Annotated in this window: 28 protein-coding genes and 1 tRNA gene; 13 read left to right on the top strand and 16 right to left on the bottom strand. The window is 66.8% G+C overall.

All coding sequences use genetic code 11. The features are described from left to right. Nucleotides 1-6 precede the first annotated feature (6 nt). Entirely contained in the window at nt 7-351 is a 345-nt protein-coding gene (locus ABIB28_RS14460; RefSeq protein ID WP_354288819.1) for a hypothetical protein, read from the top strand. Further along, nucleotides 348-1,742: a glycosyltransferase family 2 protein gene (locus tag ABIB28_RS14455; protein WP_354288818.1), complete on the top strand. Its 1,395-nt coding sequence runs from the start codon at nt 348-350 to the stop codon at nt 1,740-1,742. The genes ABIB28_RS14460 and ABIB28_RS14455 overlap by 4 nt, the downstream gene beginning before the upstream one ends. Before the next feature lie 391 nt (nt 1,743-2,133). On the opposite strand, the gene ABIB28_RS14450 is transcribed toward ABIB28_RS14455, so the two are convergent. Together ABIB28_RS14450 and ABIB28_RS14445 are read right to left on the bottom strand one after the other, a co-directional pair. Then, nucleotides 2,134-2,208 (bottom strand) — tRNA-Gln (locus ABIB28_RS14450). Between the two features lie 59 nt (nt 2,209-2,267). Beyond that, a complete protein-coding gene (locus ABIB28_RS14445; RefSeq protein ID WP_133191899.1) occupies nt 2,268-3,401 on the bottom strand; it encodes a branched-chain amino acid aminotransferase in 1,134 nt (377 codons plus the stop codon). Nucleotides 3,402-3,469: 68 nt separating this feature from the next. Here ABIB28_RS14445 and ABIB28_RS14440 point away from each other — a divergent pair, with 68 nt between their 5' ends. Next, the gene (locus ABIB28_RS14440; RefSeq protein ID WP_133187121.1) at nt 3,470-3,958 is read left to right on the top strand and encodes a MarR family winged helix-turn-helix transcriptional regulator; all 489 of its coding nucleotides are present in this window, start codon (nt 3,470-3,472) and stop codon (nt 3,956-3,958) included. Nucleotides 3,959-3,979: 21 nt separating this feature from the next. Here ABIB28_RS14440 and proC read toward each other — a convergent pair whose 3' ends face one another. The 6 genes from proC to ABIB28_RS14410 all read right to left on the bottom strand — a co-directional run bounded on the left by proC (nt 3,980) and on the right by ABIB28_RS14410 (nt 8,040). Further along, nucleotides 3,980-4,759 carry a pyrroline-5-carboxylate reductase gene (gene proC, locus ABIB28_RS14435; protein ID WP_133191898.1) on the bottom strand — a complete coding sequence of 260 codons (780 nt, stop codon included), beginning with the start codon at nt 4,757-4,759 and terminating at the stop codon, nt 3,980-3,982. Between the two features lie 17 nt (nt 4,760-4,776). Next, entirely contained in the window at nt 4,777-5,277 is a 501-nt protein-coding gene (locus tag ABIB28_RS14430; protein WP_133191897.1) for a type III secretion system chaperone family protein, read from the bottom strand. A gap of 105 nt (nt 5,278-5,382) precedes the next feature. Then, entirely contained in the window at nt 5,383-5,649 is a 267-nt protein-coding gene (locus ABIB28_RS14425) for an accessory factor UbiK family protein (protein ID WP_133187119.1), read from the bottom strand. A 20-nt stretch (nt 5,650-5,669) separates the two neighbouring features. Further along, nucleotides 5,670-6,227, bottom strand: coding sequence for a TspO/MBR family protein (locus ABIB28_RS14420; protein WP_354288816.1), 558 nt, complete (start codon nt 6,225-6,227; stop codon nt 5,670-5,672). 97 nt (nt 6,228-6,324) lie between these two features. Then, nucleotides 6,325-7,077 carry a TlyA family RNA methyltransferase gene (locus ABIB28_RS14415; protein ID WP_133187115.1) on the bottom strand — a complete coding sequence of 251 codons (753 nt, stop codon included), beginning with the start codon at nt 7,075-7,077 and terminating at the stop codon, nt 6,325-6,327. Nucleotides 7,078-7,332: 255 nt separating this feature from the next. Then, the gene (locus tag ABIB28_RS14410; RefSeq protein ID WP_354288815.1) at nt 7,333-8,040 is read right to left on the bottom strand and encodes a Crp/Fnr family transcriptional regulator; all 708 of its coding nucleotides are present in this window, start codon (nt 8,038-8,040) and stop codon (nt 7,333-7,335) included. A 66-nt stretch (nt 8,041-8,106) separates the two neighbouring features. Between ABIB28_RS14410 and ABIB28_RS14405 the strand changes: the two genes are divergently transcribed. Further along, nucleotides 8,107-8,286: a hypothetical protein gene (locus tag ABIB28_RS14405; RefSeq protein ID WP_133187111.1), complete on the top strand. Its 180-nt coding sequence runs from the start codon at nt 8,107-8,109 to the stop codon at nt 8,284-8,286. Nucleotides 8,287-8,339: 53 nt separating this feature from the next. Beyond that, on the top strand, nt 8,340-8,546 hold the full coding sequence (locus tag ABIB28_RS14400) for a hypothetical protein (RefSeq protein ID WP_133187109.1): 207 nt from the start codon (nt 8,340-8,342) through the stop codon (nt 8,544-8,546). Between the two features lie 22 nt (nt 8,547-8,568). Here the strand turns inward: ABIB28_RS14400 and ABIB28_RS14395 are convergent, their stop codons facing one another. The 3 genes from ABIB28_RS14395 to ABIB28_RS14385 form a co-directional block, all read right to left on the bottom strand. Continuing rightward, the gene (locus ABIB28_RS14395; RefSeq protein ID WP_354288813.1) at nt 8,569-9,240 is read right to left on the bottom strand and encodes a hypothetical protein; all 672 of its coding nucleotides are present in this window, start codon (nt 9,238-9,240) and stop codon (nt 8,569-8,571) included. Nucleotides 9,241-9,420: 180 nt separating this feature from the next. Continuing rightward, nucleotides 9,421-9,762, bottom strand: a complete 342-nt coding sequence (locus tag ABIB28_RS14390) for a DNA primase (protein ID WP_133187105.1) — start codon at nt 9,760-9,762, stop codon at nt 9,421-9,423. Nucleotides 9,763-9,856: 94 nt separating this feature from the next. After that, nucleotides 9,857-11,062 (bottom strand): multidrug effflux MFS transporter, encoded by a 1,206-nt coding sequence (locus ABIB28_RS14385; protein WP_354288812.1) that lies wholly within the window; start codon nt 11,060-11,062, stop codon nt 9,857-9,859. Nucleotides 11,063-11,221: 159 nt separating this feature from the next. Between ABIB28_RS14385 and ABIB28_RS14380 the strand changes: the two genes are divergently transcribed. The 4 genes from ABIB28_RS14380 (at nt 11,222) to ABIB28_RS14365 (ending at nt 14,597) form a co-directional block, all read left to right on the top strand. Beyond that, nucleotides 11,222-11,593, top strand: coding sequence for a DUF3597 domain-containing protein (locus ABIB28_RS14380; RefSeq protein WP_354288811.1), 372 nt, complete (start codon nt 11,222-11,224; stop codon nt 11,591-11,593). A gap of 265 nt (nt 11,594-11,858) precedes the next feature. Next, nucleotides 11,859-12,131 carry an excalibur calcium-binding domain-containing protein gene (locus tag ABIB28_RS14375; RefSeq protein WP_354288810.1) on the top strand — a complete coding sequence of 91 codons (273 nt, stop codon included), beginning with the start codon at nt 11,859-11,861 and terminating at the stop codon, nt 12,129-12,131. A gap of 111 nt (nt 12,132-12,242) precedes the next feature. Then, nucleotides 12,243-13,196 (top strand): isopenicillin N synthase family dioxygenase, encoded by a 954-nt coding sequence (locus tag ABIB28_RS14370; protein ID WP_354288809.1) that lies wholly within the window; start codon nt 12,243-12,245, stop codon nt 13,194-13,196. Between the two features lie 114 nt (nt 13,197-13,310). Beyond that, nucleotides 13,311-14,597: a homoserine dehydrogenase gene (locus ABIB28_RS14365; protein WP_354288808.1), complete on the top strand. Its 1,287-nt coding sequence runs from the start codon at nt 13,311-13,313 to the stop codon at nt 14,595-14,597. Between the two features lie 144 nt (nt 14,598-14,741). On the opposite strand, the gene ABIB28_RS14360 is transcribed toward ABIB28_RS14365, so the two are convergent. Genes ABIB28_RS14360 through ABIB28_RS14350 form a run of 3 tightly spaced genes read right to left on the bottom strand, consistent with a single transcriptional unit; the run spans nt 14,742 to nt 16,714 of the window. After that, entirely contained in the window at nt 14,742-15,266 is a 525-nt protein-coding gene (locus ABIB28_RS14360; protein WP_354288807.1) for a hypothetical protein, read from the bottom strand. 33 nt (nt 15,267-15,299) lie between these two features. Beyond that, on the bottom strand, nt 15,300-15,728 hold the full coding sequence (locus ABIB28_RS14355; protein WP_133187091.1) for a CoA-binding protein: 429 nt from the start codon (nt 15,726-15,728) through the stop codon (nt 15,300-15,302). Next, a complete protein-coding gene (locus ABIB28_RS14350; protein WP_322159802.1) occupies nt 15,728-16,714 on the bottom strand; it encodes an Mrp/NBP35 family ATP-binding protein in 987 nt (328 codons plus the stop codon). Before ABIB28_RS14350 ends, ABIB28_RS14355 begins: the two co-directional genes overlap by 1 nt. Nucleotides 16,715-16,784: 70 nt before the next feature. Between ABIB28_RS14350 and hflK the strand changes: the two genes are divergently transcribed. From hflK to ABIB28_RS14330, 4 genes are all read left to right on the top strand, one after another. Further along, nucleotides 16,785-17,924: a protease modulator HflK gene (gene hflK / locus ABIB28_RS14345; RefSeq protein ID WP_133187087.1), complete on the top strand. Its 1,140-nt coding sequence runs from the start codon at nt 16,785-16,787 to the stop codon at nt 17,922-17,924. Then, nucleotides 17,921-18,784 (top strand): protease modulator HflC, encoded by an 864-nt coding sequence (hflC, locus tag ABIB28_RS14340; RefSeq protein WP_133187085.1) that lies wholly within the window; start codon nt 17,921-17,923, stop codon nt 18,782-18,784. The genes hflK and hflC overlap by 4 nt, the downstream gene beginning before the upstream one ends. Before the next feature lie 112 nt (nt 18,785-18,896). Further along, entirely contained in the window at nt 18,897-20,435 is a 1,539-nt protein-coding gene (locus ABIB28_RS14335) for a Do family serine endopeptidase (RefSeq protein WP_133187083.1), read from the top strand. Between the two features lie 100 nt (nt 20,436-20,535). Next, a complete protein-coding gene (locus ABIB28_RS14330; RefSeq protein WP_354288805.1) occupies nt 20,536-22,203 on the top strand; it encodes a helicase HerA-like domain-containing protein in 1,668 nt (555 codons plus the stop codon). A gap of 138 nt (nt 22,204-22,341) precedes the next feature. Here the strand turns inward: ABIB28_RS14330 and ABIB28_RS14325 are convergent, their stop codons facing one another. Beyond that, nucleotides 22,342-23,553: a CaiB/BaiF CoA transferase family protein gene (locus tag ABIB28_RS14325; protein WP_354288804.1), complete on the bottom strand. Its 1,212-nt coding sequence runs from the start codon at nt 23,551-23,553 to the stop codon at nt 22,342-22,344. Then, nucleotides 23,546-25,405 carry an acetyl/propionyl/methylcrotonyl-CoA carboxylase subunit alpha gene (locus ABIB28_RS14320; RefSeq protein ID WP_354288803.1) on the bottom strand — a complete coding sequence of 620 codons (1,860 nt, stop codon included), beginning with the start codon at nt 25,403-25,405 and terminating at the stop codon, nt 23,546-23,548. Before ABIB28_RS14320 ends, ABIB28_RS14325 begins: the two co-directional genes overlap by 8 nt. Between the last annotated feature and the right edge of the window lie 47 nt (nt 25,406-25,452).

Here is a 25,452-nt window from a genome sequence, read left to right as displayed (position 1 = left end):
GATACCATGATCGTGAGCTCGGTACTCTGGAACTGGGCAGGTTTCCTGATTCTGCTCGGCCTCGTGCTTGTTGCGGTCTCGATCATCGGCCGCCGCATTGGCGACGCCCGACGTCAAAACGCCGCCGATGTCGCCGCCGTCCGGATAGCCTTGTTGATGGGGGGGCTCACCGACGCGGACACCCTTCCACCGCGGCCGTCGCAGAAGGAGCGTCCGGGATGGATCAACGCCGCGCGCGACCTGAGTGACGTCATCGACGGACCTGATCGCAAACGTCTCGAACAAATTTTCACGCGCTGGATGGACGACGCGCAGCGGAACGCCCCGGATCGTCAAGGAGCGCCATCATGACCGAGCCAAGCCTGATCTTTTGGGCGGAGTGCGTCGCCTGGGCCGTATTGATCAGCGTCATGGTTCACGCCGCGCTGTACGTCTTCCTGCTGGTCGTGGCAGCGACCGGCTTTTTCGAGCGGACCAGCGAGCGCGATTCGACTCGGCTCGCGCGCAAGCAGGATGCCGATCTGCCCACCGTGGCGATCATCGCGCCGGCTTTCAACGAGGTGCAGACCGTGGTTGACTCGGTCCGGGCGCTGCTGCGCCAGCACTATCGCGATTATGACGTGATCGTCGTCAATGACGGCTCGACCGACGCCACGCTGGAAGTGTTGCTCGACGCGTTCGATCTTCATCGCCGTGTCGACCAAGTGCCGACGCACCCCCGCATCCGGGCTGTCTTCGTCTCCGACGTCTATGGTCTTACCGTCATCGACAAAGCAAATGGCGGCAAAGGGGATGCGCTCAATGCTGGCATCTCTATTGCCACCGGCAAATTATTTTGTGCGATCGATGTCGATTCCGTGCTGGAGCCTGACGCTCTGCTGCGCGCGGTCCGGCCGTTTCTGGACGACAGCCGGACCGTAGCCGTGGCGGGAACCGTCCGCGTCGGCAACGGCTGTCCGATGCGCAAGGGACACGTGCTCCATGCCGAATTGCCGAGGCAGCTTCTTCCGCTGATCCAGACGGTCGAATATCTGCGCGCCTTCCTGATCGCGCGCTATGCCTGGAGCAGGCTTGGCGCTCTGATGATCGTTTCGGGAGCGTTCGGGGTGTTCGACCGCGAACGCGTGCTGGCAGCCGGTGGCTACCGCACCGACACCGTCGGCGAGGATGCCGAACTGATCGTCCGGCTTCACCGGATTGGACGTGACGAAAAACGGCCGGCGCTCATTCGCTTCGTGCCGGAGCCGGTATGCTGGACGCAAGCGCCGACACGGCTTCGGGATCTGAGTACGCAACGGCGTCGGTGGCAACGCGGCGCACTGGAAACGATCAGCCTGCACCGTGAGATGATCGTGAACCCGCGCTACGGAAATGCTGGGTGGCTCGGCCTGGGTTCGATGGCATTGATCGACGTGCTCGGCCCCGCATTGGAGGTCGCCGGTTATCTCGCAGCCTTTGTTCTCGCTGTACTGGGAGGGATTTCCTGGAGCATCTTCTTCGCGCTGGTCGCTGTCGTATCCGCCTTTGGTTTCCTGCTGAGCGCGGCGGCAATTGCGCTCGAGGAGGTCGAAATTCGTCGCTTCAGCGACCGCTCCGCCTCGCTCCAATTGCTTGGCGCGGCATTCATCGAGAATTTCGGGTATCGCCAAATCAATAACCTGTGGCGCCTTCACGGCTGCTGGGATCACCTCCGCCGGCACCGCGGATGGGGCCAGATGACACGGGCGCCGTTTGCGACATGACTGGGCGAATGCGATTCAGTCTCGGCGCGAGTAGGAGCGTGGATCCGCGTGGTGTCATCGGGTCGTCGCCAGGTCGATGCACTGGCCTGTGAGAGTCCTACGAAGCCGCGCCACGATCGGTTCGTACGATCGGCGGCGAAAGACAGCGGGCGTCAACGTCGCCGACTGCCGTGCTGCGGAACAGAAGCGGTTATCTGGGCGTCAGGGGCGCGACCCTGGCGTCCGAGGCCACCAAGGGTCGGCACCGCGACGCTAGGCGTTGGTTGGCAACGGCATAGGGGCTCTGCAACGGTTCCCGGATACCGAGTCTTGATACAGTGGTGGCCCCGCCGCGCGCTTTGCTGACTGGAACCACGGTTTTCTGCCGTTCCCCGTATCTGCAACAGGTACTTGGCTGGGGCGGCAGGGTTCGAACCTGCGAATGGCGGCATCAAAAGCCGCTGCCTTACCACTTGGCGACGCCCCAATCCGGGAGGGCGGTGCTTTAGGCGGTGAATCCGAGCTTGGAAAGCCCGGATTCGCACGTCACAGCACGCGCTCGAGCCAATTGTGCGGATCGGGCGCGGTGCCGCGCTGCAGATCGATCAGCGCCTGACGCAGACGCACCGTGGTTTGGCCCGGGCCACCGCTGCCGATCTGGAAATCGCCGTCGCGCATTTTCATCGTGCCGATCGGCGTAACGACCGCCGCGGTACCGCAGGCAAACGCCTCGACCAGCCGTCCACTCTCGGCATCCGCGCGGCACTGCTCGATCGCATACGGCGCCTCGCGCACGTCCAGCCCCATATCGCGCGCAAGGATCATCAGCGAATCGCGCGTGATGCCGGGCAGGATCGTACCGGTCAGCGGCGGCGTCGCGATGCTGCCGTCGTCGAACACGAAGAAGATGTTCATCCCCCCCAGTTCCTCGATCCAGCGCCGCTCGATCGCGTCGAGGAACAGCACTTGGTCGCAGCCGTGCCGCGTCGCCTCGGCCTGCGCGATCAGGCTGGAGGCATAATTGCCGCCGCACTTCGCCGCGCCAGTTCCGCCGGGTGCAGCGCGCGTATAGTCCTGCGTCACCCACAGCGTGACTGCCGGCGCGCCGCCCTTGAAATAGGCACCGACCGACGAGGCGATCACGGCGTAGAGATATTCGGTCGATGGCTTCACGCCGAGGAACACCTCGCTCGCGATCATGAACGGCCGCAGGTACAGCGCGCCGCCGTCGATCTCGGGGATCCAGCCAGCTTCCTGGCGGACCAGCGCGCGGACCGATTCGACGAACAGCGCCTCGGGCAACGGGATCATCGCCATCCGCTCGGCCGAGCGGCGAAAGCGCGCGGCGTTCTCGAACGGGCGGAACAGCGCTGCGCCACCGTCAGGCAGGCGATACGCCTTCATCCCCTCAAAAATCTCCTGCGCATAGTGCAGCACCGCCGACGCGCTATCCATCTGGAACGGCGCGCGCGCGACGATCTTGGCATCGTGCCAGCCGTCGCGCTCATTGTAGCGGATAGTGACCATGTGATCGGTAAAGACACGGCCGAAGCCGGGATCGACCAACATCGCACTGCGCTCGTCGAGCGGGATCGGCGTTGCATGCGGTTCGATCGCGAAGACGGGGGCCGAGGTTGCGTCCGAAGGAAGGCTGTGCGCGTCGAGACGATTTTGCTGCATGGAATGCGACATTCTGTTACAATTTGGGGATTGAAGGCGTGTACGGGGTGCGCCAAAGGCGGTCAACAATGGCCACCGCAATCGCCTCCGCCTCACCGCTATTCCTGCGCGAACCCGAAATCCGGCGCGGGATCGAGCTGATGTATTTCGCACAGAGCACGCTTGCGCGCACGACCGAAACCCGCCTTGCGGCGATCGGCCTCGGGCGGGCGCATCATCGCGCGATCTATTTCATCGCACGGCATCCCGATCTCACCGTCAGTGCGTTGCTTGGGCTGCTCGGGATCACCAAGCAATCGCTCGGCCGCGTGCTCAACGAATTGGTCGACCGCGCGATGGTCGAGACGCGCGTCGGCGAACGTGACCGCCGCCAGCGGCTGTTGCGGCTCACCCCCGAAGGCGCCGCGCTCGAGACCGAGCTGTTCGAGACGGTACGCCAACATTGGGCCTCGGCCTATGCGCGCGCCGGGCAGCAATCGGTGTCGGGGTTCTGGTCGGTGCTCGAGGGCATGATCGGCGAGGACGACCTGTCGCGCCTCTCCGGACTGCGCGGCTAAGCACCCCCCACGCGCCGTCGCTTATCCGCGCGCCGCGGCCGCCATTTCGGCGTTACGTCGTGTCGATGCCGCGATCGTTTCCGTAAGCAATGCCTTCAGCGCGTCGCGATCATCGAGCACGTCGAGCCCGCGACGCGTCGAACCGCCCGGACTTGCGACGTGCTCTGCAAGCGCTCCCGGCGCGATCTCGGCCGCTGCGGCGAGCAGCGCCGACCCCTCGACGGTCGCGAGCGCGAGGCGCTCGGCCTGCGCCGCAGGCAAACCATTGGCGACGCCAGCCGCCGCAAGCGCATCGATGAAGCGGTAGAGAAACGCCGGCCCGCTGCCGGCAAGCGCCGTCACCGCGTCGAACTGCGCCGGATCGACCCATTCGACCAGCCCGAGCGGCGCCATCAGCGCGACCACGTCCGCTCGCACAGCGTCGTCGCGGCTCGACGACTCGAGCGCGACCACGCCCTTGCCGATCGCGACGGGCAGATTGGGCATCGCGCGGACGATCGTCTGCGCATCGAACCGCGCCGCCAGCGCGGAGTCCTCGACCCCCGCGAGGATCGAGACGAGTATCGGAACACCCGCAAGCCGCGCGGCAAACCGGCTCGCCACGTCATCGATCTGCTGCGGCTTCATCGCGAGGATGACGGCATCGGGCAAATCGCCACCAGGAAGATCGCGCGACTGCCGCACGCCATCGGGCAAAGCGCGGTCAGCGCGGTTGACGACATCGAACTGGTCGCCGGCGAGCACGCCGCTCGCAATCCAGCGGCGCAGCATCGCGCCGCCCATATTGCCGCACCCGATCATCCAGACGCGACCGAGCGTCACGCTTCGCCTTGCGTCTCGGTCATTGCCGCGGCGAGCGCTTCCTTGGGGGTCTTGCCGCCCCACAGGACGAACTGGAACACCGGATAGAAGCGTTCGCACTCGTCGATCGCGCTTTCGACGAGCAACTCGGCGGCGCCGAGCGACATCGTGCCGCCCTCGCCCTCGATCATTGCAGCGTGGCGATAGAGCAGGATCCCGCTCGACGACCACAATTCGAAATGCCCGACCCAGAGCTGTTCGTTGATCAGCCCGATCGCCTCGTAGATCGCACTCCGCCGGTCATCCGCGACGCGGATGTCGGGGAAAGCGAGGAACTGGATGACGCTGTCTTCCTCGCGCCACAGCGCGCGAAGCTCGTACTGCGTCCAGCTGCCCTTGACCTTGGCGATGACTTCGTCGTCCTGCCGCTCATGCTCCCAGCCGTGCGCTGCGAAATAGCTTTCGAGCATGTCGATCGGTGCGGCATCGTCGCGGTCGAAATCGGCTTCATCGAGCATCACAACACGTCTCCCGCACCCGCATTACAGGATGTAGGGGCCCCGCAACAGGCAACGCACTGGCCCGAGGGCCCAAGCGCCGAGAAATCTGTGGAAAAGATCAGATCAGCCTTCCGCCTTTGGCGCCGTAGCGAGCTTGGCCTCGAGTGCATCGAGCCGGGCGCGCAAGGCATCGGCATCGTCGCGGGCCGCCGCCGCCATCGCCTTGACGGCGTCGAACTCGTCGCGCGAGACGAAATCGAGCCCGCCGATCCACTCCTTGGCGCGCGCGCGTGCGCCGGCTTCGGCTTCACGCCCCACGCCTGCCAGCGTCCCGGCTGCGCCGTTGAGGAGCTTGGCGAAGTCGTCGAAAATCTTGTTGTCGGATTGCATGAGACGAAAATCCAGTCGCGTTAGATCTTGATGATTTGGGTGGTGGACGACGACGGCGCAAGGGTTTCCGCGCCAGGGTTCAAGTCCATGATCCCGTAATTGAGGTAGAAGGCAACAACCAGCCACGCAAGATAGGGCACCAGCAGGACCGCCGCGAGCGGGCGGATTCGCGCGAAGACGAACGCCATTGCGAGCGTCAATGCGAACATCGCGACGACGATGCCGAGCGCGACGGTCACTTGATGCATCCCGAAGAAGATCGGCGACCAAGTGAGGTTGACCGCCAGTTGCACCACGAACAGCAGGATGGCGAGCGTACGCAGCCGCGCGCCGCGCGCATACAGGATCATCGCCAGCGCGAGCCCGAGCAGGATGTAGATCAGCGTCCAGGCGACCGGAAAGGCCCAGTCGGGCGGAGTCAGCCGCGGCTTCACCAACGCACCATACCAGGCGTTCTGCGATCCGCCCGGCGCCAGTCGCGCGGCGGTGAAGCCGAGCAGCAGGACGAGCGGCACCGTCACCACTGCCCAGAGCAGGAACGCCAGCCGCAATTGTTGCTTCGATGCGATCTCTCTCAAGCCCTACGCCCTTCCCGCCTCGATTGCGCCGCGCCGATCCCCGACGTGACGGCCAATCCGGCCATATACGAGATTCTGCCGCATGTAGCTGCTAATTTCAGGGCATTGCGGGCGGAATGTCCCGCGTTGCAGCAATCAGGAATTCGACATTCCCCTCGGGGCCGGTGATCGGGCTCTCGACGATCGTTGCGACCGACCACCCCTGCGCGACGACCCAAGTCGAGACCTCGTCGCAGACGCGCGCATGGATCGCGGGGTCGCGGACCACCCCGCCCTTCCCGACCTCGCCACGCCCGGCCTCGAATTGCGGTTTGATCAGCGCGAGGAGCTTTGCCGCGGGCTTGGCGAAACGCAACGGCGTCTCGAGCACCTTGGCGAGGCCAATAAAGCTCGCGTCGCAGACGATCAGGTCGACCGCCTCGGGGATGTGCACCTCGGTCAAAATCCGCGCGCTGGTCTGTTCGTGCACCACGACGCGTGGGTCCTGCCGCAATTTCCAGGCGAGCTGGTTGGTGCCGCTGTCGACCGCGTAGACCCGCATCGCACCGCGTTGCAGCAAGACGTCGGTAAAGCCACCCGTCGACGAGCCGACATCGATCGCCACCGCGCCCGTGACGTCCCAACCGACGGTATCGAGGCCATGCGCGAGCTTGATCCCGCCGCGCGAGACCCAGGGATGATCGCGCCCGCGCACGTCGAGCAGCACATCGTCGGCGATCGCCTGCCCCGGCTTGTCGATCTTGCGCTCGCCGGCGAAGACCAGGCCGGCCATGATCAGCGCCTGCGCGCGGGTCTTGCTCTCGGCGAGGCCGCGATCGACGAGGAGTTGGTCTGCACGAAGCTTGGGCATTCCCGCTTCCAACGCGAAGTCGCCGCCGACCGCAAGGGGCATCCGAGTCGGAGCGCGCCGGAGACGCGTGATCGCCGCCGCCCGATGCGCCCGATCCGGTCCATCGCAGGACGCCGTCGTTTCGGCGCAAGCCCATTGCCGATCGGATCAGTAGAGATAGCTTTTGCAACAGGGCGTGGCCGCGCGGCGTCCCCCTAGAGCACGGGCGGCCACGTCTCCGATCCTGATCGCTACCGTGCCGCTGCGACGCCCGATTTAATCGAAGAACAGATACGCGGGATCGAACTTCGCGAAGTCCCGCAACGCGTCCCAGTCGAGGATCTCGACCTCGCCCTGTCGGAACGCGACCATCCCGCGTTCGCGCAACTGCCGCAGCATCCGGTTGGCATGGACTGCGGTCAGACCGGTCGCATCGGCCAGATCGACTTGCGTCAGCGGGAGCGGGAACGTCGTCGTCTCGGCCTGCCCGATCCGCTTGAGCCGCGTATACATCTCGCAGAACAGGTGCGCGAGCCGGATCGCCGCGCTGCGCGCGCCGATCGAGACGATCCATTCGCGGTTGATCGCCGCGTCGATCAGCGTCGATCGCCACAGCAATTCGGTGAGCGATGCCGATTCCTTGGTCAGCGCGCGGACGTCGGCATGCGGGAACAGCGCGACGCGCACATCGGTGAGGGCTGCGACCGAATGCTCGAGCCGCTTGAGCGGGTACGAATGCAAGTCGACGAAATCGCCCGGAATGTGGATCGCCAGGATCTGTCGCCGCCCCTCGGGCGTGTCCTTGTAGCGTTCGACAAAGCCTTCGAGCAGCAGCGTGCATTGCGTCAGCGGGGTCTGCTGGCGCACGATGATCTGCTTGGGGCTATAGGTCGCGGTCCGCACGACCGCCTGCTCGAGCGCGGCGCGCTCTTCGGCGGTAATCGTTGGAACACGATGGGTTTTCAGAAACAGATCGGTATACATGGCCCCCTCCGCGGCGCGGGAACATGCGCTGGATGTTTGCGTTTTGTCCAGTCATGGAGACGCGATGTGGCCCGATTACCGTATGACGATCCGATCGAGGCCGCCGCCGAGCATGGCGAAGTGATCCTCGATGGCCCCGACGGGCTCGCAGCGTCGCTAACCCCCACCGCCGCGCGCCGATCGGCCAGAAAGCTCGCCAAGGCGGCCGAGACCGCCGAACGCGACCCCGCCGCCGAAACGCCATAGCCGCGCGCCGGGGTTTTGCGGCGCGTTAACCCGACTGGCGTACACGTTCGGCGATGCCGTTCCGCAAAATCTTCCTGAGTCGATGGAGCGCCTTGTTGTGGGCGGCGGGTATCCTGTGGACAGCGATCGATACGGTCGGGTTCGGTCCTCCGGCAAACCGGGCGGCGACGATGGCGAACGCGTCGGACGATACCGATGCGGCGGGCGTAGCGGTGAACGCGGACGATCTGGCCACACTGGCCAACGCCATGAAGTCCTGAGCGCGCCCAGACCTTGCCGCCGTTAGCGCTTCGGCGCCGGCTTCAAATCGATCGACTGGATGCGCCACGTGCGCTGCGCCGTGGTTGCGCCATCGATATCGCCGCTGCGATGCAACGTGGCCGAGCCGATCTCGTACACCGGGGTTCCACCGCGCTTCAGCCGCGCATAGATCTGGACCGGCACCGTGACATAGCGTTGACCGGCCCCCGCATCGATCGCGCCGGGCGCACCGACATTGGCGTGATATTCACTGTAGCCGTTAAAACCTTCCGCAAAAGCGGCCGCGTCTCCCTTCGGCTCGCGCAGCGCGAGCGCCTGCGCGTACTTCCGTTCGCCGAGGAACGCGTAATAGGTCTGCACGACGTTGGCCGCACCTTGCGCGCTGTCCGGAGTGAAGGGGGCTTCGGAAACCGGCGTCCGGTCGTCGGGCAGTCCGCCCGGCGTTCCCGGCGCCGGCGGATCGAGCGGCGTGCGTTCGGCGCTGTTGCTCCCGGTGGCGGCTGTCACATCGTTTTCGGTCACCGCGTCGGGTTCGGCGATCTCGACCGGCGCGTCCGCGTTATAGGCATCGACGCTTTGCTGCGCGCGGACCGCCGCCGCGTTGATGTCGATGCTATTGGTCTGGCTGGGGGATGTCCCGGAACACGCCGCGACGAACACGAGCGGCAGAGATACGGTCAGCAAACGCTTCATGACTGGTACTCGTCAAACACAAGAGGGTCGGGCCCGATAAACGGCGCGCTCGCGTGCCCGTTCCTCCCGCCCCGTCGCAAAACGGCGAAGCGTGCCAGACACCGGGCATCAGACCCACCCGGGATACAGCCTAAAGAGACCGCGGACGGGAACGCCGATCGGCCCGTCCGCGGCACCCCGTCACGGCCGCAAGGCGGCGTCGTCTCGATCGCTCAACTCGTCGTCATCGTCGGCCGTGTTGCCGTCGAGCTCGTCCTGGACGTCGTCTTCGTCCTCATCGTCGTCGCTCTCATCGGCATCGGGGTCTTCCTCGCCGACTTCATCGTCTTCCATTTCGAGATCGTCGTCATCGTCGTCGCGCGTCCCGATATCGGGGGCGATATCGGTCAACAGCGTGCCGTCGCTCGGCCCGTCGCGGGTTACTTCCAGAATTTCCGCGCGCTGGCTCTCGTCATAGCCTTCTTCGTCGAAACCGTCGTCGCCCGTGCCCTCGCCGGGTACCTGATGTCCACCGATGCTCATCTTCGCTCTCCCGACGCTCCCGCAGGATGCGGGATCGTTTCATCAGCGAACCGTGCAAGCGGGGAACGGTTCCGGCTTTGCCGATTAAACTGCGTCAACTGGGGCGAAATAACCGCCCGCGCTCGACGATCGCTGCGATCACGATACCCGATACGCCCGCCACCAGAAACCCCAGATGGAGCGGCACCGTCGTCCCGTCGAAGCTGCGGCCGATCGCCCAGCCGACGATCGCGCCCATCGTGATGCCGAAGAACCCCTGCACGCTCGACGCGACACCGGCGATCGACCCCATATTCTCCATCGCCATCGCCGACATGTTCGAGGTGGCGAGGCCAAAGCATGCCATCGTGATCGCTTGCAGCAGCACGAAGACGAGCAGCGGTTCGTCGCCGAACCAGCCGACCACCGCGCCAGTGCCCGACGACACGATCATCACTACCAATGCGGTTTGCGAAATGCGGCGCATGCCGAGCGTCATCACGATCCGCGAGTTGAGCAGATTGGCGACCGCCATCGTTCCCGCCGATGCCGCGAACACGCCGCCGAGCCATTCGGGACGGTGGAACACGCGCTCCATGATCGGCTGGATCGACCCGAGATAGCCGAAGATCGCGCCCTGCGCGATCAGTGCGGCGATCGTGTAGCCGACCGAATAGCGGTCCGACAGCGTCTGCCGCCAGCCCGCAAGCGTCGTCTTGATCGACAGCGGCGATCTGTTTTCGGGGCGCAGCGTCTCGGGCATGCGCAAGACGAACCAGATCAAGCACAGCAATGCGCCGCCTGCGATCACCTCGAAGATCAGCCGCCACGATCCGATCAGCAGGATCCCCTGCCCGATGCTCGGCGCGACGATCGGCATCGCCATGAACACCATGAAGGCAAGGCTCGTCACCTGCGCCATCGCACGGCCCGAGAAGCAATCGCGGATCAGCGCGATCGTCACGACGCGGCTCGCGGCAATCGCGAGCCCGCTGAGGAAGCGCACGGTCAGCAGCAGCGGGAAGCTGTTCGCCAGCCCGGCGCAGAGATTACCGATGATGAAGAGGACCAGCCCGACGATCAATACGGGGCGCCGGCCATAGCGATCGGTCAGCGGCCCGTGGATCAGCTGACCGATCCCGAGCCCGATCACGAACACCGTGATGATCAGCGGCGCATCGACGATCGCATCGACGCCGAGCCGGCGGGCGATGTCGGGCTGGGCGGGCAGCATCGTGTCGATACCGAGCGACGCGAGCGCGATCAGCGACGCGATCAGGGGGACGAACTCGACCAGCCGCAGCGGGGGCGAGTCCATCATCGGGCGTTGCGGGGACACAGACATGCCGCGCGCAATGCCCGAGTCGGCCGCGCTGGTCACCCCGCAAAGCGTGCAGCTGGTCCGCACGTCGTTGCAACCGTCGCGGAACGGACATCGAAGCGAGGCATTCTCCAGTCTCCACCTGAGAGGAGCAAGGCAATGAGCATTTTCGGTATGATCAAGGACGCGATCTGGGGCCACAAGCCGGCACCGGTCGAAGCAGCCCCCACCCCGGCTGCAGCTGCGCCTGCCCCCGCCCCTGCGGCTGCCCCGGCTGCGGCTCCCGCGCCCGCAGCGCCTGCTGCAAAGATCGACGTCAACGCCGTCCTGACGCAGAAGGCCGCCGAGAAGGGCCAGCCGCTCAACTGGCAGACCTCGATCGTCGATCTGATGAAGGTGCTCGATCTCGACCCGAGCCACGAAAACCGCGTCTCGCTCGCGCATGAGCTCGGCTATACAGGCGACATCAACGACAGCGCGACGATGAACGTCTGGCTGCACAAGAAGGTGATGGAGAACCTCGCCTCATAAGACGCCTGATCTGACGAAATCATGGCGGATCGCGGTGTTTCCTTTGTGACACCCGCGATCCGCTGCGACCGACTTCCGGCGGTCAGCGACGTTTGCGTTGCGACTTTTTTGCAATGCGCTCCGACACGATTCCCGTGTCCATCGAAACCGCTCTTTCACTCTTCGTCGCCACAAAGCTCTGATGCGCTTACAAAAACCCGTTTGCACGCGATTCACATCGGCGAATACACCCGACCGGGATACGCAACGCGGCGGGGCACTCCCGATGTTGGGCGTTGCGGCCGCGCTTGGCGGAATTGTCGGCGCGGGCTCGCTCGCCTTCAGCGACGATGGGCGCGCCAGAATCGTCGGAGCGGTGAAACCCGTTGCGGTACAGGCCGGCCTCATGCGTGCCCGCGCGCCGCAGCCGGGCGACGCGTGGGGCGGTTGCAACGATGCGCGCGCTGCCGGCACCGCGCCGATCTATGAGGGCGAGCCGGGCTACCGTCCGGAGATGGACGGCGACTCCGATGGCATCGCCTGCGAGCCGATTCGCTAAAGCCGATCCGCGTTTCACGGCACGCAGGAGCGGCCCGCTGATCCCCGCGGGGCTGACGCGGCGGCAAATCGGCGCTATCTTCGCGCTTTGCCAGTATCACGGACGCGTCTCATGCTCGACACCCCCACCGCCGAAGTCCCGCCGCTGTCGCTCGCCGACGAAGCCGCCGATCCTGCTGCCTTTGCCGCGGCGCTGGGCGATTCGTTCGAGCGGTTCGGCTTTGCGGTCGTGTCGGACCACGGCGTCCCCGCCGAGCTGATCGCGCGCGCCTGGGCGATGACCGAGGCGTTCTTCGCGCTGCCCGAGGACACCAAGCGCAGCTATTTCAGCGCGGGCGGCGGCGGCGCGCGCGGTTATACGCCGTTCAAGACCGAGATCGCCAAGGGCGCGACGCATGTCGACCTCAAGGAATTCTGGCATGTCGGCCGCGAACTGGCGAAAGGCCACCGCTTCGAGGCGCAGATGGCGCCCAACGTCTGGCCCGACCAGCCCGAGGGCTTCCGCGAGACCTTCATCGAGCTGTTCGCCGCGCTCGACGTCGCGGGCGACCGGCTGCTGTCGGCGATCGCGCGGCATCTCGGGCTCGCGCCCGATTGGTTCGATCACGCCGTCAAGGACGGCAATTCGGTGCTTCGCCTGTTGCATTATCCGCCCGTCCCCGCCGATGCGGCTGAAGTCCGTGCTGGCGCGCATGAGGACATCAATTTGATCACGCTGCTGCTCGGCGCCGAGGAAGCCGGGCTGCAATTGCTGACCAAGGAAGGCGAATGGCTGCCGATCAAGCCGCCCGAAGGCGCGATGGTGGTCAATGTCGGCGACATGCTCCAGCGCCTCACCAACCACGTCCTGCCCTCGACCACGCACCGTGTCGTCAACCCGGCGCCCGAGCGGCGCGGGCATTCGCGCTATTCGATGCCGTTCTTCCTCCACCCCGCCCCCGATTTCCTGATCGAGACGCTGCCGTCGACGATCACGGCGGAGCGGCCAAACCGCTATCCGACGCCGATCTCCGCGCATGACTATCTGCACGAGCGGCTGGTCGAGATCGGCCTGGTCAAGAAATAGTACGTCACCCCGGACTTGTTCCGGGGCCCACTCCTCCGCTAGCGCAATCGGCGATCGGCGCGCGCTGATCGGGGGATCCCGGAACGAGTCCGGGGAGACGAAGGTGTGATTGCTATGACCAAACCGCTCCGCATCGCGCTCGCCGGGCTCGGCACCGTCGGCGGCGGCGTGATCCGCTTGCTCGACACCAACGGCGCGTTGATCGCGCGCCGCGCCGGGCGGCCGATCGAGATCGTCGCGGTTTCGGCACGCGATCGCAGCAAGGATCGTGGCGTCGATATGAGCCGCTTCGCATGGATCGACGACACGACGGCGCTCGCGCAGGCCGACGTCGACGTCGTGGTCGAGCTCGTCGGCGGGTCGGACGGCCCCGCGCTCACGCTCGCGCGCACCACGCTTGGCGCGGGCAAGAGCTTCGTCACCGCGAACAAGGCGATGCTCGCGCATCACGGGCTCGAGCTCGCGCGCGCTGCCGAAACGGCGGGCGTGGCGCTCAAGTTCGAGGCGGCGGTCGCGGGTGGCGTTCCGGTGATCAAGGGCTTGCGCGAAGGTGCCGCGGCCAACGAGATCGAGCGCGTCTACGGCATCCTCAACGGGACGTGCAATTTCATCCTGTCGAAGATGGAGGCCGAGGGCCGCGACTTCGCCGACGTGCTCGCCGAGGCGCAGGCGCTCGGCTTTGCCGAATCCGATCCGAGCTTCGACATCGACGGCGTCGACGCCGCGCACAAACTCTCGCTGCTCGCCAGCCTCGCCTTCGGAACGCAGCCGGCGTTCGGCGACGTCGCGGCGACCGGCATCCGCCACGTCCTCGCCGCCGACATCGCCGAGGCGGCGGCGCTCGGCTATCGCGTGCGCTTGCTCGGGCTCGCCGAGGCGGGGCCGGCCGGGCTCTTCCAGCGCGTCCATCCGCATCTCGTGCCGGTCAGCCATCCGCTCGCGCACGTCACCGGGGCGACCAATGCCGTCGTCGCCGAGGGCAATTTCGTCGGGCGATTGCTGTTCCAGGGCGCGGGCGCGGGCGATGGGCCGACCGCAAGCGCCGTCGTCGCCGACCTGATCGACATCGCACGGGGCGAATTCGGCCCCGCCTTCGCGATGCCCGCCGATGCCTTGACCGCGCAGGGCCCGGCCGATGCCGGCGAGCGGCGCGGGCGCGCCTATGTCCGCTTCACCGTCGCCGATCGCGTCGGCGTGCTCGCCGAGATCGCCGCGGCGATGCGCGACGCGGGCGTTTCGATCGAGAGCTTGATGCAGCGCGGCGCGCATGCCGATGGTTCGGTGCTGGTCGCGATCGTCACGCACGAGGGGCCAGAGCGCAGCGTGGCGCAAGCGCTCGAGCGGCTGCGCGGGTCGCAGAGCCTGGTCGGGCAGCCGTTGTGGATGCATATCCTGGGGTAAATCCCTCCAGTCCCTGCGCAAGAGACCGTCACCCCGGGCTTGTCCCGGGGTCCACCGTGACGCCAATGCTGTTCTCGTCGTCCGTGCGGCCCGGTGGACTTCGGGACAAGCCCGGGGTGACGACGGTGGTGGGGGCCACTGCCCTCAGGGCAGGATCACCGACTTATGCGGCGTGTCATCGAGCGCGATCGCGACGCGGCCCGATTTGTCGGGCTTCTTCTTGAACACCCGGCCGACCCCGTGCGCAGCGTCGCCGACGAGCATCATGAAATCCTTCGCCTCGCCCGGCCGCTCGCAACAGCTGCCGGGTGCGACGACCTTCTGGATCAGCCGCACGATTTGCGTCCCGCCCTGGAAGAACTGCACGCCGCCGGCACAGCCGCGCTGCATCGTCGCGCACGGCGAACTGTCCTCGACCGCCATCGCGCCGATCCCGGTCATGTCGGGATTCGACGGCTTGGGCCGGTTGAGCACGACTTCTTTGGGATAGGGCAACGTCTGCGACGGCAGCGGCTTGCCGCACACGACGATGTCGTTGGGATCGACCGCCTTGCCGCGCCGCGTGCACGGCTCGCTCGCAACGGGCTGCAGAATCGAGAACGCCGTCGGCGCCGCCGGGGCGGGCACGGCGGGGGTCGCGGCTTGCGCGGCGAGGAGCAGCAGCATCATGAACCCGATACTCCGCTGCAATCATGGCGAATTTCAGGCGATCTTGGCGACCCCCAAGCGCGGCAGCTCGATCGCGGGGCAGCGGTCCATCACGACCTTGAGCCCTGCCGCCTCGGCCCGCGCCGCGGCGGCTTCGTTGACCACGCCCAATTGCATCCACACCGCCTTGGCCCCCGCCGCGATCGCTTCGTCGACCGCGTCGCCCGCGGCGGCGGAATTGCGGAAGATGTCGACCAGATCGATCGGATCGCCGATCTGCGACAGGTCGCGAAACACGAACTCGCCGTGGAGATGCTCGCCGGTGATCTGCGGGTTGACCGGGATCACGCGATAGCCGTGCTCCTGGAGCGTGCGCATCACGCGGTAGGACGGGCGATCGGGCCGGTCCGACGCGCCGACCAGCGCGATCGTGCGGGTTTCTTCGAGCAGGGTGCGAAGCTCGCTATCGCTGGTGATCGGCATCAAGCATGTCCCCCTTGGGCGTTGGCAATCCAGCCGGCGACGTGGCCGGCAATCTGCTTGAACGCCACCGCCTCGGGGCCGTTCCCGGTGACCGGCGGCTGGCCGGCGTCGGAGGCGACGCGCACGCGGATGTCGAGCGGGATGCGCCCCAGGAAGGGCAGCCCCAATTCCTTCGCCGCCGCTTCCGCGCCGCCAGTGCCGAACGGATCGGAGACTTCGCCGCACGACGGGCAGACATAGCCCGCCATATTCTCGATCAGGCCGATGATCGGCACGCCCGCCTTGACGAACAAATCGATCGCCCGCCGCGCGTCGATCAGCGCGAGGTCCTGCGGGGTGGAGACGATCACCGCACCGGTCGGCCGGTATTTCTGGATCATCGTCAGCTGAACGTCGCCGGTGCCGGGCGGCAGATCCATCACCAGCGTGTCGGCCGCGCCCCAATTGGCGTCCATCATCTGCGTCAGCGCGCCCGCCGCCATCGGCCCGCGCCACGCGATCGCCTGATCGGCGGTGACGAGCATCCCCATCGACAGCATCGGCACGCCGAACGGCGTCTGGACGGGGTTGAGCACCTTGTTGTGCGCGGTCGGCTTGAGATCGGCGACGCCCATCAACCGTGGCTGCGATGGCCCGTAGATATCGGCATCGACCAGCCCGACGCGCCGCCCGGCCTGCTGCAAGGCAATCGCGAGGTTGGCCGAGACGGTCGACTTCCCGACCCCGCCCTTGCCGCTGCCGACCGCGATCGTCACGCGCTGCTGCCGCTGGCTGGTCAGCGCGACGCGGACCGTTTCGACCCCCACCACCAAGCCCGCCGCGCGGCGCACCGCGTCTTCGAGCGGGCCGTGATCGGCGGCATCGAGTCCGCTCACATCGACGATCACGCTCGCACGGGCGTCCTCGATTCGGCCCGTCGCGCGGGTGCCCGCGACGAGCGAAAGGGCGGCGTTGAGTGCGGCATCGGGCGAAATCGGATCGGTCATGCGCGCCAGATAGGCGTCATGGACACGCTTGCCACTGTTTTTCGTCGCGAGCCGCCCCTATAAAGGTTGCATGACGATCCTATCGCGCTGGTTTTCACGCCCCTCCCTCCAATCCGCCGATGGCAAGGGCCCGTGGGGCAGCGGCGGCGCTGGTGGCGGCGATGACGACAAGAGCGGCGGTCCGCGCAATCCCTGGGCGCAGCCCCCCGGCGGCAAACCGCGCGGCACCACGGCTGCGCCAAGCGCGCTCGACGAATTCCTCAAGCGTGCGCGCGGCGGCGGCAACGGACCCGGCGGCTTCGGCGGTGGCGGGCGTCCGCGCATCCCCGGCGCGCCGAGCGCGACCAATCTGTGGCTGATCGCAGTCGGCGTGATCGTCGTCGCTTGGATCATCCTCACAAGCTTCCATTCGATCGGGCCGCAACAGCGCGGCGTGGTGACCTTCCTCGGCCGCTATTCCGAGACGCTCGACCCCGGCATCCGCATGACGCTCCCCGCGCCGTTCGTCGATGTCGCCAAGGTCGATGTCGCGGCGATCAACACCGAGACCTTCCCCGATGAAGGCGATGGCGGCTCCGAAAGCGACAAATTGATGCTGACGAGCGACCAGAACATCGTCGATCTCGATTATTCGGTGCGATGGCAGATTTCGAACCCGCAGGACTTCGCCTTCCAGATCGCCGATCCGCGCGGCACGCTGCGCGCGACCGCGATGAGTGCGATGCGGGCGGCGGTCGCCACCGCGACGCTCGACGACGCGATCGGCAGCGGGCGCAACGCGATCGAGGTCAAGGTCCAGCAATCGATGCAGGAGATCCTCGACGGCTATAATGCGGGCATCCGCATCCAGGGCGTCGCGATCCGCGGCGCGCAGGCGCCGGCGCAGGTGTCGGACGCGTTCAAGGAAGTCTCCGCCGCCCAGCAGCAGGCGCAGAGCGACATCAGCAAGGCGCGTGGCTATGCCCAGCAGGTGCTCGCCAAGGCGCAGGGCGAGGCCGCGGCGTTCGACGTGATCTACGCCCAGTACAAGCTCGCCCCCGACGTGACGCGCAAGCGCATGTATTACGACACGATGGAGCAGGTTCTGTCCAAATCCGATAAGACGATCATCCAGGCTCCCGGCGTCGTGCCGTATCTGCCGCTGCCCGGGATTGCCAAGCGCCTGCCCGACGCCGTGCCCGCCGCGCCAGCCCAGGGAGCAGCCCAGTGAGCCGCACTTTGCTCCGCAATCCGATCACGCTTGGCATCGTTGCGCTGCTGCTGCTGATCGTCGCTGCCAGCTCGGTCGCGATCGTTCCCGAGACGCGCCAGGCGGTGATCCTGCGCTTCCAGCAGCCGGTCGCGACGATCAACGAATACCGCCCGAATGAGGTGTTCGGTCGCACCGGCGCGGGGATCAACTTCCGCGTGCCGTTCATCGACCGGCTCGTCTGGGTCGACAAGCGCGTGCTCGACGTCGAGCTCGACAATCAGCCCGTGCTGTCGACCGACCAGACCCGGCTCGAGGTCGACGCCTATGCGCGCTTCCGCATCGTCGATCCGCTCAAGGCGGTGATCTCGACCGGCAGCACTTCGGTCACCGAGCAGCGCATCAAGGATCAGCTCCAGCCGCTGTTCAGCTCGTCGCTGCGCAACGAACTCGGCCGCCGGCCCTTCGCCGCGCTGCTCAGCCCCGAGCGCACGCAGGTGATGGGCAACATCCGCGCCGGGCTGCAGCGACTCGCCTCGCAATATGGCGTGCAGATCGTCGACGTCCGCATCAAGCATGCCGATCTGCCGACCGGAACGCCGTTCGACAGCGCGCTCAACCGGATGCGCACCGCGCGCCACCAGCAGGCGCTGACGATCCAGGCACAGGGCGCCCAGACCGCACAGATCATCTCGGCGCAGGCCGATGCGCAGGCGGCGCAGATCTATGCGGCGGCGTTCAACAAGGATGCCGAGTTCTACGACTTCTACCGTGCGATGCAGTCGTATCGCTACACCTTCGCGCAGGACGGCAAGGGCTCGACGAGCTTGGTCCTGTCGCCCGACAATGCCTATTTGAAGGAATTCCAGGGTCGCCGGTGATTCGACGGTCCCGTAACGGCCCGCCAGCCGTTGATATTCAATCGCCGTTCAGCAACCATGGCTAACAGCTATCGCGTTGCTGCCAATTGGTAGACGAGAGGAAACGACCCTAGTGCGCTACGCCTACGCCATCACCGCCGCCCTGCTGCTCAGCGGGACCGCCACTGCCATCGCGTTGCCATCCGCCGGGGGCGCGCAGACCGCCCAGAACGAACCCGCCGTGATGGCCGCCGCCGCGCCCCGCCCCGGCGCGCCGATGAGCTTTGCCGATCTTGTCGCCAAGCTCCAGCCCGCGGTCGTCAACATCTCGACGAGCCAGCACATCACCCAGGCGCAGCCCGCCAATCCGTTCGCCGGCACCCCGTTCGAGGGTCTGTTCGGCCAGCAGCAGGGCCAGGGCGGCGCTGCTCCCACGACCCGCGAGGCGACTTCGCTCGGTTCGGGCTTCATCATCTCGCCCGACGGCTATGTCGTCACCAACAACCACGTCGTCGCCGCGGGCGCGAAGGGCGCGACGGTCGACTCGATCACCGTCACGATGACCGACCGCAAGGAATATGTCGCCAAGCTGATCGGCCGCGATCCGACTTCGGATCTGGCGCTGCTCAAGATCGACGCGAAGAACCTCCCGTTCGTCAAGTTCGGCGATTCGGATGCGGCGCGCGTCGGCGACTGGATCGTCGCGATCGGCAATCCGTTTGGCCTCGGCGGCACGGTGACCGCGGGGATCGTCTCGTCGCTCCACCGCGTGACCGGCGCGGGTGCCTATGACCGCTTCATCCAGACCGATGCGGCGATCAACCAAGGCAATTCGGGCGGCCCGATGTTCGATCTCAACGGCAACGTGATCGGCATCAACTCGCAGATCCTCGGCAGCACCGGCGGCGGCAATATCGGCATCGGCTTCGCGATCCCCGCGACCGACGCCAAGCCCGTCATCGAAAAACTGATGAAGGGCACCAAGATCGCGCGCGGCTATCTCGGCGTCGGTCCGCAGCCGATCGACGACGATCTCGCGTCGTCGTTCGGCCTTGCCAAGAACAAGGGCGAACTGCTGCGCAGCATCGAGCCGGGCCAGCCGGCCGACAAGGCGGGCCTCAAGGTCGGCGACATCGTGCTGCGCGTCGGCGGCAAGGACGTTAACCCCGACCAGTCGCTCAGCTATCTCGTCGCCAACGTGACGCCGGGCACGCGCGTCCCGCTCGACATCGTGCGTCAGGGTCGCCCGCAGACGATCATCGCGACGATCGGTACGCGTCCGTCCGAGGATGCGCTGCTCGCCAAGGCGAATGCCGATGCCGATAGCGACATGTCGGACGACAGCGACACCCCGACCGCTGGCCAGGCGGCGTCGAACCCGCTCGGCGTGACGGTGGCGACGCTGACCCCGCAGATCGCGCGGACGTTCGGCATCGATTCGTCGGTGTCGGGCGTGGTGATCGGCATGGTCGATCCGGCGAGCGATGCCGGCGCCAAGGGCCTCAAGCGCGGCGACGTGATCGTCTCGGCCAACGGCGTGCCCGTCGCGACTCCGGCGGCGCTGGGGTCGATCGTAATGCAGGCCAAGGCCGCAGGCCGCTCGCAGGTCGCGCTGTATGTGGTGCGCGGGCGTCAGCCGGCGTTCTTCATCGGCGTGAAGCTCAAGAAGTAAGGTAGCGGGACGCGCCCCTCCCCTGATGGGGAGGGGCTAAAGGCGCTTCCGTTGGCCCGCTTTTCGCGCGATAGTTCGCGCAGAATTTCCGCGAGGCTGCATGACCGACACCACCAGCATTTTCATCGGCGCCGGTCCCGGCGGCGCGAACCCGCAGCAGCTCGAACTCAAGCGCGCCAACCGCCACGGCCTGATCGCGGGCGCGACCGGTACCGGCAAGACCGTCACCGTCCAGGGCATCATCGAAGGCTTTTCGCGCGCCGGTGTCCCGTGCTTCGTCGCCGACGTGAAGGGCGACCTGTCGGGCCTCGCGATGGCCGGCTCCCCCACTGCCAAGAACCACGACATTTTCGCCGCGCGCGCCAAGGAGATCGGCGACGACGCCTGGGCCTATGCCGACACGCCAGTGCAGTTCTGGGACCTGTACGGCGAACAGGGCCACCCGATCCGCACCACCATCTCCGAGATGGGCCCGCTGCTGCTGTCGCGCCTGATGGACCTCAACGAAGTCCAGGAAGGCGTGCTGACGATCGCCTTCCACGTCGCCGACAAGGACGGACTGCTGCTGATCGACTTGGACGATCTCCAGGCGATGCTGGTCGATTGCGCCGGGCGCGCCGACGAGCTCACCACCACCTACGGCAACGTGTCGAAGCAATCGATCGGCACGATCCAGCGCGCCTTGCTCCAGCTGCGCAGCCAGGGCGGCGAGCATTTCTTCGGCGAGCCCGCGCTCGATCTCGACGATTTCATCGGGGTCGACGAGAAGGGCCGCGGCATCGTCAACGTGCTGGCCGCCGACAAATTGATGGCGAGCCCGAAGCTCTATTCGACCTTCCTGCTGTGGCTGATGAGCGAATTGTTCGAGCATCTCCCCGAGGTCGGCGATCCCGACAAGCCCAAGCTCTGCTTCTTCTTCGACGAAGCGCACCTCCTGTTCGACGCTGCCCCCAAGGCGCTGCTCGAGAAGATCGAGCAAGTCGTTCGGCTGATCCGGTCGAAGGGCGTCGGCATCTATTTCATCACGCAGAACCCGATCGACATTCCCGATACCGTCGCGGGGCAGCTCGGCAACCGCGTCCAGCACGCGCTGCGCGCCTTCACCCCACGGGACCAGGCGGCGGTGCGTTCGGCGGCGACGACCTTTCGCGCCAACCCCGGCGTCGATGTCGAGACTGCGATCACCGAATTGAAGGTCGGCGAGGCGCTCGTCTCGCTGCTGCTCCCTGATGGATCCCCCTCCCCCGTCCAGCGCACGCTGATCGCCCCGCCCGCGTCGCGCGTCGGGCCGGTCACCGCGGTCGAGCGCGGCGTGATGGTCTCGACCGATCCGGTCGGCAACAAATACGACACGCTGGTCGATCGGCAATCGGCCGAGGAAATGCTCGGCGCCAAGACGCAGGAGGCTGCCGCGGCGGCCGCCGAAGCCAAGGCGAAGACCGAAGCCGACAAGGCGGCTGCAGCACAGGCCAAGGCCGACGCGGTCGCCGCGAAGGAGGCTGAGCGTCAGCGCGTCGCCGATCAGCGCGAGGCGGATCGTCAGGCCAAATTGGCCACGCAACAGGCCGCCGCCGAGGCGAAAGCCGCCGCCAACTCACCCTGGAACCGCGCGATCACCTCGGCGACGCGCTCGGCGAGCTCGGCGGTTGGGCGTCAGGTCGCCAACGAAGTGTCGAAGGCGGTGTTCGGCTCCTCGCGCGGTGCCGCGGGCGGAATCGTTGGCAGCTTGGTGCGCGGCGTGCTCGGCGGGTTGTTCAAGGGCCGCTAAGCGCTGACCGACACCCCTCGTTCCCACCACCCCGGCGAAGGCCGGGGCCCAAGAGCGAGGCGCTGATACCGAAGTGCTGCGCGCGACACTTCCGACCTGCCCTTCTGGGCCCCGGCCTTCGCCGGGGAACAGCGTCGGTTATGCGATAACGCCCGCTGCCGCCAACGCGTCAAGCGCGTCCTCGGACAGCCCCAAAGCCCCCGCCAGCGCTTCGCGCGTATCCGCCCCGGCGCGCGGCGGCGCACGGTCGTAGCTGGCGGGCGTCTCCGACAGCTTTGCCGGGAAGCCGACGACTTGCAGCCGGGTGCCATCGGCACGCGCCATCGCCTGGACGCTCTCGCGATGCGCGACCTGGGGATCGGCGAAAATCTCGGGCAACCCCGCGACCTTGCCCGCAGGGAGCTTGGCCGCCTCCATCGCCGCGACAAGATCGTCCGAGCCCCACTGCGCCACCGCAGGGGCGAGATGCGCGTGGAGCGCCACACGATGCTCGCTGCGCAACGCCACGCTGGCGAACCGCGGATCGTCGCCCAGATCGCTCAGGCCCAGCACGCGCAGGAAATCGCGGAACTGCCGGTCATTCCCCAGCGCGACCACGATCGCGCCATCGGCGGTCTCGTAATCGCGATACGGCACGATATTGGGATGATCGTTGCCGCGCCGCACCGGCACCGTCCCGCCGTTGAGCCAGTTCGACGCCTGGTTCGACAGCATCGCCAGCTGCGTGTCGAGCAACGCACAATCGACATGCTGCCCCTGCCCAGTCGCATCGCGGTGGCGCAGCGCGGCAAGGATCGCGACGGTTGCATAGGTGCCGGTGAACAGATCGACGATCGGCACGCCGACCTTCATCGGCGGACCATCGGCCTCGCCGGTGACGCTCATCAGCCCGCCCATCGCCTGGATCAGGAAGTCGTAGCCGCCTTTGTCCTTGTACGGCCCGTCCTGCCCGAAGCCGGTGATCGAGCAATAGACCAGCCGCGGATTGATCGCGGCGAGGCTCGCATAATCGAGCCCGTATTTGGCGAGCCCGCCGACGCGGAAATTCTCGACCAGCACGTCGCTCTGCGCGGCGAGCCGGCGGATCAGCTCGGCGCCCGCGGGCTGCGCGAGATCGATCGCGAGCGAGCGCTTGTTGCGATTGGCGCAGAGAAAATAGGCCGAATCGCCCGAATCATCGGCGAGCGCGGGCGGCCCCCAGCGGCGCGTATCGTCGCCTTGCCCGGGCTGCTCGATCTTGAGCACCTCGGCGCCGAGATCGCCCAGCATCTGCGTCGCCCACGGCCCGGCGAGCACGCGCGACAGATCGAGCACCTTGACCCCGGCGAGCGCGCCTTGTGTCTCAGGCATCGGCACGCGTCAGCCGCGCGAGCACGACGCCTTCCTGCGTCTGTCCGCCGACCTCGACGTTGAGTTCGGCGACGGTGCCGTCGAACGGCGCGGTCAGGCTGTGCTCCATCTTCATCGCCTCGAGCGTGACGAGCTTCTGGCCCTTGGTGACGCTGTCGCCCGCCGCGACATCGACCGCGATGATGCGGCCGGGCATCGGCGAGAGGATCGCACCATCGGCTGCGGCGCCGGTCGCCGTGCCCCGCGGCTGGTCGAGGCGATAGCTGCGGCCCTCGCCGAGGTAGAAGCTGACGACCTCCTCCTGCGGCGGACCGTCATCGATCATCAGGTCGGCGACGACATGGACGCCCCCGGCATCATCGACGATCCGCGTCTCGGAGCGCGACGGCGCGTTGAGCCGCAGCCCGATCGCGTCGTCCCACACGCCGTGCGCGGGACGCGCGGCAAGCGCCGCCGCCGCATCGCGCAGATGTGCCGGCTGCGGCGCGGGCGGGATCGTCAGCGAGTCGCCGCGCCGCTCGATCAGCCCGGTGTCGATCGTGCCATCGCGGAAGTCCGCGTCCTGGCAGATGCGCGCAAGGAAACCCGCGTTGGTGCGGACCGGCCACACCTCGACATCGCTCGTCGCGTCCCACAAGGCGGCGATCGCTTCCGACCGATCTTCGGCATGGACGACGATCTTGGCAATCATCGGATCGTAGAAGGGCGACACCTCGCCCGCTTCCTCGACCCCTGTTTCAATCCGAGCAAAGCGCGGCAGCCGCAAATGCTCGAGCGTGCCAGTCGACGGCAGAAACCCGGTCGCCGGGTTCTCCGCATACAACCGCGCTTCCATCGCCCAGCCATTGATCGAAAGCTCGTCCTGCCGCTTCGGCAACGCCTCCCCGCTCGCCACGCGCAGCTGCCATTCGACCAGATCGACCCCGGTGATCTCCTCGGTCACCGGATGCTCGACCTGCAAACGCGTGTTCATTTCCATGAACCAGATACGGTCGGCGCGCAGGCCCTCGCTCGCATCGGCGATGAACTCGATGGTCCCCGCCCCGACATAATCGACCGCCTTGGCCGCCTTGACCGCCGCGGCGCAGATCGCCTCGCGCGTGACCGCGTCCATCCCCGGCGCGGGGGCTTCCTCGATCACCTTCTGGTGGCGGCGCTGAAGCGAGCAGTCGCGCTCGAACAGATGGACAACATTGCCGTGGGTGTCGCCGAACACCTGCACCTCGATGTGGCGCGGCGAGAGTATGTATTTCTCGATCAGCACGTCGGTGTTGCCGAACGACGACGCCGCCTCACGCTGGCACGAGACGAGTGCATCGGCGAAATCGGCGGGATCGTCGACGCGCCGCATCCCCTTGCCGCCACCGCCCGCGACCGCCTTGATCAGCACGGGATAGCCGACCGCCGCCGCTTCCGCCGCCAGCCGATCGGGCGACTGGTCGGCGCCGAGATAGCCCGGCGTCACCGGCACGCCCGCCGCGATCATCCGCTCCTTGGCGGCATCCTTGAGCCCCATCGCGCGGATACTGTCGGGGTTGGGTCCGACCCACACGATCCCGGCATCGATCACGGCTTGCGCGAAATCGGCATTTTCCGAGAGGAAGCCGTAGCCCGGATGGATCGCCTCCGCCCCGCTCGCCTTCGCGGCGGCGATGATCTTCTCGCCCACCAGATAGCTTTCGCGCGCCGGCGACGGGCCGATATGCACCGCCTCATCGGCCTGCCGGACGTGGAGCGCAGTGGCGTCGGCATCCGAATAGACCGCAATCGTCCGCACCCCCATCGCGCGCGCGGTGCGGATGATGCGGCAGGCGATCTCGCCGCGGTTGGCGATGAGCAGAGACTGGATCATGCGTGTCTATCCGTCGCCCCGGCGCAGGCCGGGGCCGTTACGATGAG

Origin of the sequence: Sphingomonas sp. UYEF23 (genome assembly GCF_040546165.1) — a bacterium.
Lineage (GTDB): Bacteria > Pseudomonadota > Alphaproteobacteria > Sphingomonadales > Sphingomonadaceae > Sphingomonas > Sphingomonas glacialis.
This window is presented reverse-complemented; position numbering and strand designations above follow the sequence as displayed.

Bases quoted from the DNA above. Each gene is read 5' to 3' on its own strand.
- ABIB28_RS14385 (WP_354288812.1), bottom strand. From the start codon at position 11,062: ATGATGGACTCGCCCCCGCTGCGGCTGGTCGAGTTCGTCCCCCTGATC.
- ABIB28_RS14425 (WP_133187119.1), bottom strand. From the start codon at position 5,649: ATGCAATCCGACAACAAGATTTTCGACGACTTCGCCAAGCTCCTCAAC.
- ABIB28_RS14400 (WP_133187109.1), top strand. From the start codon at position 8,340: ATGCCGTTCCGCAAAATCTTCCTGAGTCGATGGAGCGCCTTGTTGTGG.
- ABIB28_RS14355 (WP_133187091.1), bottom strand. From the start codon at position 15,728: ATGCCGATCACCAGCGATAGCGAGCTTCGCACCCTGCTCGAAGAAACC.
- ABIB28_RS14455 (WP_354288818.1), top strand. From the start codon at position 348: ATGACCGAGCCAAGCCTGATCTTTTGGGCGGAGTGCGTCGCCTGGGCC.
- ABIB28_RS14360 (WP_354288807.1), bottom strand. From the start codon at position 15,266: ATGATGCTGCTGCTCCTCGCCGCGCAAGCCGCGACCCCCGCCGTGCCC.
- ABIB28_RS14380 (WP_354288811.1), top strand. From the start codon at position 11,222: ATGAGCATTTTCGGTATGATCAAGGACGCGATCTGGGGCCACAAGCCG.
- ABIB28_RS14390 (WP_133187105.1), bottom strand. From the start codon at position 9,762: ATGAGCATCGGTGGACATCAGGTACCCGGCGAGGGCACGGGCGACGAC.
- ABIB28_RS14415 (WP_133187115.1), bottom strand. From the start codon at position 7,077: ATGCCCAAGCTTCGTGCAGACCAACTCCTCGTCGATCGCGGCCTCGCC.
- ABIB28_RS14320 (WP_354288803.1), bottom strand. From the start codon at position 25,405: ATGATCCAGTCTCTGCTCATCGCCAACCGCGGCGAGATCGCCTGCCGC.
- ABIB28_RS14370 (WP_354288809.1), top strand. From the start codon at position 12,243: ATGCTCGACACCCCCACCGCCGAAGTCCCGCCGCTGTCGCTCGCCGAC.
- ABIB28_RS14440 (WP_133187121.1), top strand. From the start codon at position 3,470: ATGGCCACCGCAATCGCCTCCGCCTCACCGCTATTCCTGCGCGAACCC.
- ABIB28_RS14445 (WP_133191899.1), bottom strand. From the start codon at position 3,401: ATGCAGCAAAATCGTCTCGACGCGCACAGCCTTCCTTCGGACGCAACC.
- ABIB28_RS14410 (WP_354288815.1), bottom strand. From the start codon at position 8,040: ATGTATACCGATCTGTTTCTGAAAACCCATCGTGTTCCAACGATTACC.
- ABIB28_RS14460 (WP_354288819.1), top strand. From the start codon at position 7: ATGATCGTGAGCTCGGTACTCTGGAACTGGGCAGGTTTCCTGATTCTG.
- ABIB28_RS14365 (WP_354288808.1), top strand. From the start codon at position 13,311: ATGACCAAACCGCTCCGCATCGCGCTCGCCGGGCTCGGCACCGTCGGC.
- ABIB28_RS14430 (WP_133191897.1), bottom strand. From the start codon at position 5,277: ATGCTCGATGAAGCCGATTTCGACCGCGACGATGCCGCACCGATCGAC.
- proC (WP_133191898.1), bottom strand. From the start codon at position 4,759: ATGATCGGGTGCGGCAATATGGGCGGCGCGATGCTGCGCCGCTGGATT.
- ABIB28_RS14375 (WP_354288810.1), top strand. From the start codon at position 11,859: ATGTTGGGCGTTGCGGCCGCGCTTGGCGGAATTGTCGGCGCGGGCTCG.
- hflK (WP_133187087.1), top strand. From the start codon at position 16,785: ATGACGATCCTATCGCGCTGGTTTTCACGCCCCTCCCTCCAATCCGCC.
- ABIB28_RS14395 (WP_354288813.1), bottom strand. From the start codon at position 9,240: ATGAAGCGTTTGCTGACCGTATCTCTGCCGCTCGTGTTCGTCGCGGCG.
- ABIB28_RS14330 (WP_354288805.1), top strand. From the start codon at position 20,536: ATGACCGACACCACCAGCATTTTCATCGGCGCCGGTCCCGGCGGCGCG.
- ABIB28_RS14350 (WP_322159802.1), bottom strand. From the start codon at position 16,714: ATGACCGATCCGATTTCGCCCGATGCCGCACTCAACGCCGCCCTTTCG.
- ABIB28_RS14325 (WP_354288804.1), bottom strand. From the start codon at position 23,553: ATGCCTGAGACACAAGGCGCGCTCGCCGGGGTCAAGGTGCTCGATCTG.